The sequence below is a fragment of the Porphyrobacter sp. THAI-01a genome (assembly GCF_056868655.1).
In genome coordinates, this window is sequence record NZ_CP180579.1 from 2,489,651 (window position 1) to 2,499,106 (window position 9,456).

The 9,456-nt window shown below is 71.9% G+C and carries 5 protein-coding genes; all 5 read right to left on the reverse strand.

All coding sequences use genetic code 11. The features are described 5' to 3' along the window. Window positions 1-36: 36 nt before the first annotated feature. The gene (locus tag ACMX37_RS11995) at window positions 37-1,992 is read right to left on the reverse strand and encodes a heme-binding protein (RefSeq protein WP_483146145.1); all 1,956 of its coding nucleotides are present in this window, start codon (window positions 1,990-1,992) and stop codon (window positions 37-39) included. A 2-nt stretch (window positions 1,993-1,994) separates the two neighbouring features. Beyond that, entirely contained in the window at window positions 1,995-3,362 is a 1,368-nt protein-coding gene (locus tag ACMX37_RS12000) for a multiheme c-type cytochrome (protein ID WP_483148406.1), read from the reverse strand. A 210-nt stretch (window positions 3,363-3,572) separates the two neighbouring features. Next, complete coding sequence (locus ACMX37_RS12005; RefSeq protein WP_483146146.1) at window positions 3,573-4,319, reverse strand: hypothetical protein; 747 nt, start codon at window positions 4,317-4,319, stop codon at window positions 3,573-3,575. Next, window positions 4,306-6,360 (reverse strand): CHASE2 domain-containing protein, encoded by a 2,055-nt coding sequence (locus ACMX37_RS12010; protein ID WP_483146147.1) that lies wholly within the window; start codon window positions 6,358-6,360, stop codon window positions 4,306-4,308. Before ACMX37_RS12010 ends, ACMX37_RS12005 begins: the two co-directional genes overlap by 14 nt. A gap of 21 nt (window positions 6,361-6,381) precedes the next feature. Then, window positions 6,382-9,456 carry a CHAT domain-containing protein gene (locus tag ACMX37_RS12015; RefSeq protein WP_483146148.1) on the reverse strand — a complete coding sequence of 1,025 codons (3,075 nt, stop codon included), beginning with the start codon at window positions 9,454-9,456 and terminating at the stop codon, window positions 6,382-6,384.

Here is a 9,456-nt window from a genome sequence, read left to right on the forward strand (position 1 = left end):
CTGGAGGAGGACCAGCAGGGGCAGCAGCGCGCCCACCTAGAGCCCCTCGCACACGTTCTGCGCGGCCGTGTCGAGGAACGGCGCGAAGGGGCAATTGACGTAGCGCAGCCGCACCTGACGGCTGCCGACCTGCACCACGATCCGGTCGGACCGCATCGCGGGCGGGGCATTGCCGATCCCGCCTCCGACCCGTGCGCCGGCATTGTGGAGGCCGAGGAAGCTGATCATGTCGTCCTGGTCGATCCCGTCGCCCGACACGCCGATCCCGCCGACCAGCACATTGCCGCGATAGACCGGCACAGAGCCGGGGAAGATCTGGATGCCGTTGGCCAGCCGCGTCGTCCCGGCCGTGACCTGCGGCAGCCCCGTGCAGGCGCGCGGGGTGTCCTGCGCGGCCGCGCCGGTCACGAAGGCGAGGTGCTGCGCGAGATTGCCCACCACCAGCGCCGATTGCAGCCCGGTCGAGAAGGGGCTGAACTGCTGGATCGGGCGCGACAGCGGTCCGTTGGGCTGGCCGACCTCGCCATCGGGGAAATAGGGCCGCGACAGGTTGCCGTTGGCGCGGTCGGAAAAGGCGAAGGCGCCGGTGAGCGCATTGGCATCGCCGAGGAAGATGCGCGTTCGGGTGACGAACTGCGGCACCTCTCCGCCCGCCGCGAGCAGCTCGGCCGCGGCGAAGCGGCCGGAGAAGAAATTGGCGGTGCGCGCCTTCTGCAACGACACGTCGATCCCGAAGATCGGCGCATCGGGCGAGCGCACGATGCCGAGCACCGCGCCGCGGGTGTCAACGAGGCTGATCGTCACCTGCGCCCGGCTGTCGAGCGGCTGGCGGATCTGCGCCCGCGCGCGGCTCATGACGGTGAAGGCTTCCTCGAGGATCGCGCGGGCCTCGGCGGCGGTCAGCGGCGCGGAAACGTCGCCCGCGTCGGTGCCCCCGCGCAAGGGGTAACGGTTCGCCCCCGCCCCATTGGACAGGACGAAGGCATCGCGGTTGGCGAACTCGGCAGCCGTCGAGGCGCGCACGCCGGAGGCCTCGGTCCCGTAGGTCGCGCCCGCAAGCAGGCCCGCGCCGCTGTAATAGCCCGCGACCGGCACCAGCGCACCCGCCGTCGCGGCGAAGCTCGCTCCCGCGACATTGCCGATCTGGGGGTATTCGACGTCGGTGTAGCGCAGGCTCGTGCCGTCGGCGGTGATGCGGTCGGCGCGGATCCCGACCGGTGCCTCGAAACCGACCGTGCCGGCGAGCGCGATCGCCTCGTCGAGGTCGTTGTCGCGGTCCAGCACATTGGGGTCGAAGCCGTAGGTGCCGTCGGCTATCACCCCGATGCCGCCCACGACCACGCCGTTCTGGTAGAGCGGGAAGCCTCCGGGGTCGGCCGCAAGGCCAAGCGGGGAACGCTTGGGGCCGATCAGCCCGTCGGAGGCGCGGGCGGCGAGGTCGGAACAGGGCAGCTGGCTGAACTGCACCCCGAACAGCGGGCCGCTTTCGAGCCCCGCCGTGGTCGGCGCGGGCGGGAAATGCTCCTGCACGATGAAGCTCGCGGTGCGGCTCGAGAAGGCGTTGCCGCCGCTCGAGAGATAGGCTCCGGTGATCGCCTTGGCGATCGCGGCACCGGCGCTCGGGATCGTCAGGCCCTGGGCGTCCTGGTTGCTGCCGTCGCGGGCCGAGGGGATGCGCGCGGTCGGCGCGGCGCCCGGCATGGCGAAGACGGCAAGGACGTTGCCCACCCGGTCGGTCACGGCGATGGTCGCCGCGGCGCCGCGCGCGCGGGCCTCGGCAGCGGCCTGGGCGATGATCGTGCCGACTTCCGCGCCCGAAAGGCTTTCAGCGGCGGGGACGGCGAAGACCTGCCCGCTCGGCGGAGGTGTCGGGGTCGGCGTCGGTCCGGGCGCGCCGGTCGCGCCGCCGCTGGTGGACGGTCCGCCGCCCCCGCAGGAGGCGAGCACCAGCGCCCCGGCGCCCAGCAGCGATATGCCCCCCCGCCAGCGCATCGTCAGGAGAGCCTGCCGATCGCGCCGGCGGCCGCCTTCAGCGCGGCGCGGAAATCGGCGGGGCGATAGGCTTCGGGCGCCTCGACCGCCTTGTAGGCGCGGGCGATGTCGCCGCGGATGCCGGCCGCCGCGCCCTGCGTCACCCGCCCCTCGCGCACGAGGGAATTGAGCAGCGTGTCGACCGCCATCACCGCCTGCACCGAACCGGCATAGTCGGTGAAGCGCGGCGCCGTGGCCTCGCCCGCGATGATCGCGATCACCCGGAAAGCGTCGGCATCGGCATAGGAACGGGCCGACAATGCATCGGCAAGCACCCCCGCACGAACCGACAACGCCTGCGCAGCCGCGCGGGCCTCGGCGGGGCCCTGCCCCATCGCCCGGTGGAATTCGCGCGCGGCTGCCTCGAAGCCCCCCGCCTCGCCCGGCACCAGCGCACCGGCCACGGCCTGGAGCATGATGATGTTCTCGTCGTTGAAGGGCGGGTTGCCGAAGGGAATGGGACGCGCGGGGTTGGTCTCGAAGGTGAGCTTGCGCTGCGGGCCATCGGTGATCGGGCGGTGGCACGAATGGCAGTCGTAGAAATAGAACTGCGGGAAGGCGCCCTCGAAGGCGAATTTCGGCTGGGCGAAGAGTTGCCCTGCGCGCCGCACCGCCTCGGCCTGCCCCACCGCCCAGAAGCGCAGCCCGCTCGGTGCGGACTTGCGGCGGGTGTAGTCGGCGTCGATGGTGTGGTGCTGCTGGAGGGCGCTGAACAGGTCGAGCTCGAAGGACACGCGCGGGTGGCCCGCGGCCATCATCGCGTGGGTGACGAACTGGCCCGGCTTGGCCGACCCGTAATGGCAATCGAGGCACACGCCCGCCCGCGCCTTGGGATTATCCAGCGGAGTCAGGCCCGCAGCGACGTTCGAGGCATGGGTGGCCGGCAGGGCATAGTGCTCCGCCAGCCAGGTGCCGCCCGAGGCCCCGTGGCAGCTTTCGCAGCCGACCCCGTCGGTCAGGGTGAACTTGGCCCCGCGCTGGCCCGCAGGCGCATAGGTCGAATGGCAGCCGAGGCAGGCGGGCGCGCTCTGGGCATTGCCGAGCCCGAGGCTCGCGGCGATCTGCTGGCCGCGCCGCCCGCCGAGCACCGCGTAGGCCCGGCTGTGCGCGCCGGAGGGCGAGGAGGGTTCCTGCCAGGTCGCGATCTCGTCCTGCCGGACGACCGCGCCGTTGCCCTCGGCCCGCCCGTGGCAGGTCGATCCCGCGCAGCTTGCCACGCCTTCGTAGGTGCCGTTCCCGATCGCGCCGGACGCGGGATAGAGCGCCGCGAGCGCCAGCACCGCCGCAGCCCGCAAGGCAGCGCGCCTTGCCGGCACGCCCGCGACACACATCGCCCAAAATCGCCTCATCCCATCCCCCCCGAGATGTCTGCAGACCGAACGGTTTCGACTGTCGGCCAACCTAGCACCGCGCGCCCGCGCCATGCTTGTAGTCCTGCGTCACGAAAATGCCGTCCGTTCGCCGATTCCCCCGTCAGGCCGACCCCTGCCTCTTGTCACAAGCTTGGCGGCGCGATGCAAGGGCAAAGACCGTCGTCGCGCTCAGCCTTCCCCGTCCGGCGCCGAAGCCTCGAGGCTCGCTGCCAGCGCCTCGAGCTGCACCGAGCACCCCTTCGCGATCAGCGCCTCGGCGAGCGCGTCGGGTGCTTCGTAATCCTCCGCCAGCAGCACGAAGTTGACATGGGCAGTGGTCGAGCCGTCGGGGGCGGTGATCATGTAATGGCCCTGCTCGGTGACCGGCAGGCGCGCCGGATCGAGCGCGGCGACCGTCACCGTGTCGTCGAAGGTGACCTCGGCCTGCGCGGTGCCGGCGTGGTCGGCGATGGCATAGGTGCTTGTCCCCTCGGTCCCGGGCCGCCACAGGCGCACGGTCGCAAGGTCGTAGAGGCAGATCGTGCCCGAACGGGTGACATCGACATACCACAGGCTCGGATTGGTCGGGTTCTCCTCCGCCTCGCCGCGCACCGCCCCGGTGCGCACGCGCGTGGCGGCACGCTTGCGGGTGAGCGAGGCGAAGCGGTCGGCCGCGACCTTGGGGCGGTCGCCGACGCGGAACGTGCCCGCCCCCCGGATGACGCGCGTGCCGTCGGCGGTGAGCACGGTCACCACATCGCCGGCCTTGAGCGTGATCGAGGCGTCGTCATCGAGCTTGGTGCCGACCGGATAACGGGTGGCAGAGGGGCCGGTGGATTTCACCACCACCCCGGCCATCGCCGCCACCGGCAGGGCAAGCGCCGCACCCGCCAGCGCGAGCGCGCCGATCCGGGCCTTCAGTCTATCCGAGAACATAGGTTCCTCCTTCGTGCAATGCTGCCATGCGCCGGACAAGATTGCCAAGCGCTGTATCGTCCGGGTGGCGCGCCGCGACCGCCTCGGCGAGGCGCAGGGCGGCGGCGGGATCGCTCGCGGCCAGCGCGCTCGCTTCGCTGAGGCGGGCGCGGTCTTCGTCCGGAAACCCCGGCGCGGGCTCGAACAGGTCGACCGGGCGTGCCCGGCCGCGCAGGACCACGCGGCCCATTTCGCGCCACCAGCCCAGCCCCGAGGCCTCGGCGAATTCGCGGCTCGCCATGACGGCCGAATCCAGCGCCTTGTTGGCCGCCTCGAGCCGTGCGGCGGTGTTCATCGAGTCGCCCAGCGCAGTATACTGGATGCGGGTCGCCCCGCCGAAATTGCCGATCACCGCCTCCCCGTAGTGGAGCCCCACGCGGGTCTTGCCGATCGGCGGGAGGCCTGCGTCCATCGCCGCCACCTCGGCGCGGAAGGCCTCGCCCGCCTGCCACATGGCGTAGCCCGCCCGCGCCGCCCGCTCGCCGTCGTCGGGGCGGCTGATCGGCGCGCCCCAGAAGGCCACCACCGCATCGCCCACGAACTTGTCGATCACCCCGCCGTGGTCGAGCACCACCTGGCTGAGGAGGTCGAGATAGCGGTTGAGCAGCTTCGCCACCATTTCCGGCGGGATCGCGTGGCTCATCTTGGTGAAGCCCTCGAGATCGCTGAACAGCACGAAGATCGCGCGCTTCTCCCCGCCGAGGCTGAGCAGCTCGGGCCTGTCGATGATCGCCTGGGCGATGTCGCGCGGGATGTACTTGCCGAGCGCGCCGGTCGCGAAGTTGCGCTGCACCGCCCCCGAGGCACGCGCAGCGGCGGTGACGGCGGTGAAGGCCATGATCCAGCCCACCAGCCAGCCGAAGGCGGGCAATCCGTAGGTATCGACATTGCGGAACTGCAGCACGATCGGGACCCCGATGAAGACCACCAGCAGCAGCGCCAGCAGCGGGGCGAGCCGCCGCGCGGGCCATTCGAGCAGCGCCGTCAGCGCCGCCGACAGCACCACCAGCACCGCCATCGCCCACAGCACCCAGGGCGGGATCGGGGCGAGCATCCGGTTGTCGAGCATCTGGGCGATGATCTCGGCATGGACCGCGATCCCTGCGGGCACTTCGCCGTTGATCGAGGTGAAGGTCGTCTCGACCCGGTCGTAATCGACGATGTCGCCGCCGATCAGGACGTATTTGCCCCTGATCTGCTCGGCGAGGAAGGGCAGCACCTCCGGGTCGGGATCGGCGAGGAGATCGATCTGGAGCGAGGCGAACAGCGGCTCGTCGACGAACTGCGCCCGGCGGTAGTCGATCGCGCCCTGATACCCCGCGAAGGCCGGTGCGGCCTCGCCCGCATCGGCGAGCATCGCCCGCCCCAGCAGCGGCGGCAGGCCGGGCACGATGGTCGGCCACACCCGGGTCGCGCCGAAGGTGTTGTCAAGCCGGATGCTGGCGGGCCGCGCGCGGCTGCCCTCGAGCCGGGCCTGGAACGCCTCGAGATATTGCTGCTGCTCGTAGACGATGTCGTCGCGGTTGGTGGCGAGGTTGGCATAGGCCACCCCGACCGGGGTCTGCATCCCGCGCAGCGCGGCGACGAGATCCTCGTCCTCGTCCTGCGGCTGGTCGAACAGGATGTCGATCCCGATCGCCTTGGCGCCCATCGTGTCGAGATTGCGCAGGGTGCGCGCCAGCATCCCGCGGTCGAGCGGCGATCGCTTGCGGGCGTTGATCAGGGTCTGGTCTGTATAGACCACCAGCACGATGCGTGGGTCCTGCGGGGTGAGGTCTGCGGCGTAGTAGGCGCGCAGGTCATAGAAGGCGCGCTCGGCCTCGCTGGTCAGCGGGGTCGGCTCGCCGCCGGGCAGGACCCAGCTGAAGCGGGCGATGAACAGCGCCGCGGCGAGCACCGCCAGCGTCGCGAGGAGCTGCACCCCGCCCGCCTCGCGCACGTTGCGCCAGCCGCGCGCGATCCAGCCGAGCCTGACGGCGGACCCGGTGTCCTCGCTCGCCATGCCGCGACCGCCCGCCCGCGCTCAGCGCGCGAGGCGCGCCGCGCCGTCGCCGACGACGGCGAAGGCCGACCAGTAGAAGGGATGGGAGGTTTCGGCATCGTCCATCAGCGACACCTGCGAGGCCTTGAGCGCCTCGGCGGTGGCACGACCATCCTCGGCGAACAGCCCGGAGACCAGCCGCCCGGTCGCGTCGAAATCGTCCGGCACCGGCCAGTGGCTCGCCAGCACGGTGCGTCCGCCCGCGCCGACGAAAGCGCGCACCAGCCCGTCGAGCGCGAATTCGCCGCCGCTCGTCACCCCCGCCTCGCGGGTTGCGCCGACGGTGGCGCTGCCGGCGGTGTCGCAGGCCGAGAGGATCACGAGGTCGGCATCGATCCTGAGGCCGAAGATCTCGGCGAAGCTGAGCAGGCCGTCCGATCCCCCCTCCTCGCCGGCATCGGCGCCGAAACTGGTCAGCAGCGCCGGGCGCGGCGGACATTCGGGCTGGGGCGCGGTGACGAGGCCGTGGGTGGCGAAGTGCAGGATCCGGTATTCGGCGAGGTCGTCCAAGGTGCGGATCGCGCTGTCGGTGAAGGCCTCGCCGGTAAGGACCTGCGCGCCCGCACCGAAGCGGGAGGCCGCCTCGCGCAGTTCGTCGGCCTTGATCGGGTTGGCCCAGATCGCGGGCGACCAGGTGCACTTGTCGCCGCCCTCGAGCGCCGCCCGGGTGCGCGCGGCCCCCGGGGTTGCATCGCCGATCGGCGCGTTCTCGCCGAGCCCGAGATAGGCGCGCTTGCCGTCCGAGGGGCGGCTGCGGCGCACGTCGCGGAAGGCCGCGGCGGCGACCGAGGTGCTCACCTGCGTGCCGCGCCCCAGCCATTTCGTGCCGCGGAAGTCGTATTCGTCGGCGTTCTTCTGCTTCATGCGTGCCTGATAGGCGGCAACGCTGGCATCGTCGGTGACGAGCAGGTTGACCGGCAGCTTCAGCAGCGCGCCGTCGGGCTCGAAGACGAGATGGCGGACCTGCGGCAGCTCCTCGGCGACGGGGCCGAACAGGCGGACATAGAGCTCGCGGGCACGCACGATGTCGAAGGGATAGGTCAGCACCTGTCCGCCCTCGACCACGGCGATGCTCTCGCGGATCCCGGTCACCAGCGCATCGAGCTGCTTCGGGGTCGCATCGACCCGCCACACCCGCGCCGCCTCGCGGGTGGCGTAGACGACATAGGCATCGGCATCGAGCGTCACGAGCTTGGCATAGGCCTCGCCCTCGCCGAGGATCGCCTGGAGCTCGCCCAGCGTGATCGCGCTGTCGGTGACCGCGCGGTACCGCGGATAGGCGGCTAGGCGCCCGAGCACCTCGGCCTGCTGCTCCTGCAACTGGGCCAGCCGCGCGCGGCGATCGGCGATCTGGGCGGCAAGGCGGGTGCCGGCTTCGGGCTGGTTCTCGGCCTCGATCAGCGAAACCCGCAGCTGCTCGATCCCGCGTCCGAGATTGGTGGCGGTGCGGAACAGCTGGGCCGCCTCGTCCGAGCCTTCCGAAAGCTCGCGCGCGAGGGCGGCCTGGGTCTGGGCAAGACCGGGGCGCTGGAGCAGCTGGCTGGCGGCGAAAAGATCGACGGCAGCGGCGTCATCGGCGGCGGCACCTTCGGTGAGCAGCGCGAAATAGGGCGTCATCACGCTCCTGAGCGAGGGCAGCGCGCGCCCTTCGGCATCGGCGATGATCGCTCGGTAGATCCCCAGCGCGTCCTCGCGCCGCCCGCTGCGGGCATAGAGCCCGGCGAGCTGCGCGCGGGCGCTGCCGAGCGCGGGCGAGCCGGGGTAGACGGTCTCGAGCAGCCCGATCGCCGCAAGGTGGAGGCTCTCGGCCTCCCCGGCGCGGCCTGAGGTCTCGGCCACCTCTGCCAGTTCGCCGAGGATCTGCGCCCGCAGCCATGCGACCGACACCACCCGCCCGCCGCGCACCGCACCGAGCGTCGCCTCGGCCTCGCGCAGCAGCGCCTCGGCCTCGCCCGCGCGCCCGACCAGGCGCAGCGTCGCGGCCTTGAGATAGGCGTGCTGCCCGTCGAGCAGCCGCGCCCGCTCGACCGGGGTGAGCGTGGAGCTGAAGGCCCCGGTGATGCGCTCGTTTTCGCTGGCGAGCTGGTTGGCGAGCGGACGGCCGAGGCGCAGCTGGCGCAGGTCCTCGGCCTCGGTGAAGCTGGCGCCGACGGGCGCCTCGAGGATCGCGAGCGCGGCCGCGGGCCTGCGCTGGTTGAGCGCGTCCATCGCCTCGTAGTTGCGCAGAAGGCGGGCGAGCACGGGGCTTGTCGCACTGTCCCTGCGGACAGCGGCGAACAGGCGGCGCGCCTCGGCGAAGTTGCCGAGATTGGATTGCTGGAGCGCGGAATTGAGGCGCGCCTCGGCCGCGTCCGTCCCTGCGAGCGCCGCCGATGACACCGCGAAGAATTCCGCCGCCTCGGCGAAATTGCCGGCGTTGCTGCGGCGATAGGCTTCGACCAGCGCCTGGTCGGCCGCGATCGCCTCGGCCTGCTGGCGGGCGAAGGCGAGATCGTCGGTCGCGCTGGTCAGCGGGATCTCGACCGTGCCGGGCATGACCTTGTCGTTGGCAAGCGAGGCTAGCCCGAGTTCGAGCGCCTTGGCATAGGCCCCGAGCCCGCTTGCGGCATAGGTGCGCCCGCCGCGGGTGCCGATCAGCAGGTCGTTGCGGATGATGCTGCCCTCGCGCGCGCAGGCGAGCCGCTGCATGCCCGACAGGCCCGGCACCTCGCCCCCGCCCTCGCGGCCCGGATTGCAGGTCGCATCGGCCCCGGCAAAACGCCGGGGGCCGGTCTCGCCGCCATCGCGGGCCTTGACCACCCACAGCGTGCCGACCGGCAATGCGGCATCGCGGCAGATGATCGAGTAGCGACGGTCGAACAGTCCGGCACCCGGCTCGGGCGCGAGGATCTGGGCCTCGCACAGCCCGTTGGAGCCGATCGGGAAGGTGTCGCGCAGGGCGAGGCTCGTCTCCTTCTGCGGGCGCGCTGCTCCGGGGGCTGCGGCCAGCACTGCGGCGAGGCCGATCATGGCCGCAGCGGCGAGGGTCCTGCGGATCGTTCCGGGGGTCCCGCTCAT

What these genes read in the sequence shown, in the direction of transcription:
- ACMX37_RS11995 (WP_483146145.1), bottom strand. Translation starts at nt 1,992, where the DNA reads ATGCGCTGGCGGGGGGGCATATCGCTGCTGGGCGCCGGGGCGCTGGTG.
- ACMX37_RS12005 (WP_483146146.1), bottom strand. Translation starts at nt 4,319, where the DNA reads ATGTTCTCGGATAGACTGAAGGCCCGGATCGGCGCGCTCGCGCTGGCG.
- ACMX37_RS12015 (WP_483146148.1), bottom strand. Translation starts at nt 9,456, where the DNA reads ATGAGCGGGACCCCCGGAACGATCCGCAGGACCCTCGCCGCTGCGGCC.
- ACMX37_RS12010 (WP_483146147.1), bottom strand. Translation starts at nt 6,360, where the DNA reads ATGGCGAGCGAGGACACCGGGTCCGCCGTCAGGCTCGGCTGGATCGCG.
- ACMX37_RS12000 (WP_483148406.1), bottom strand. Translation starts at nt 3,362, where the DNA reads ATGTGTGTCGCGGGCGTGCCGGCAAGGCGCGCTGCCTTGCGGGCTGCG.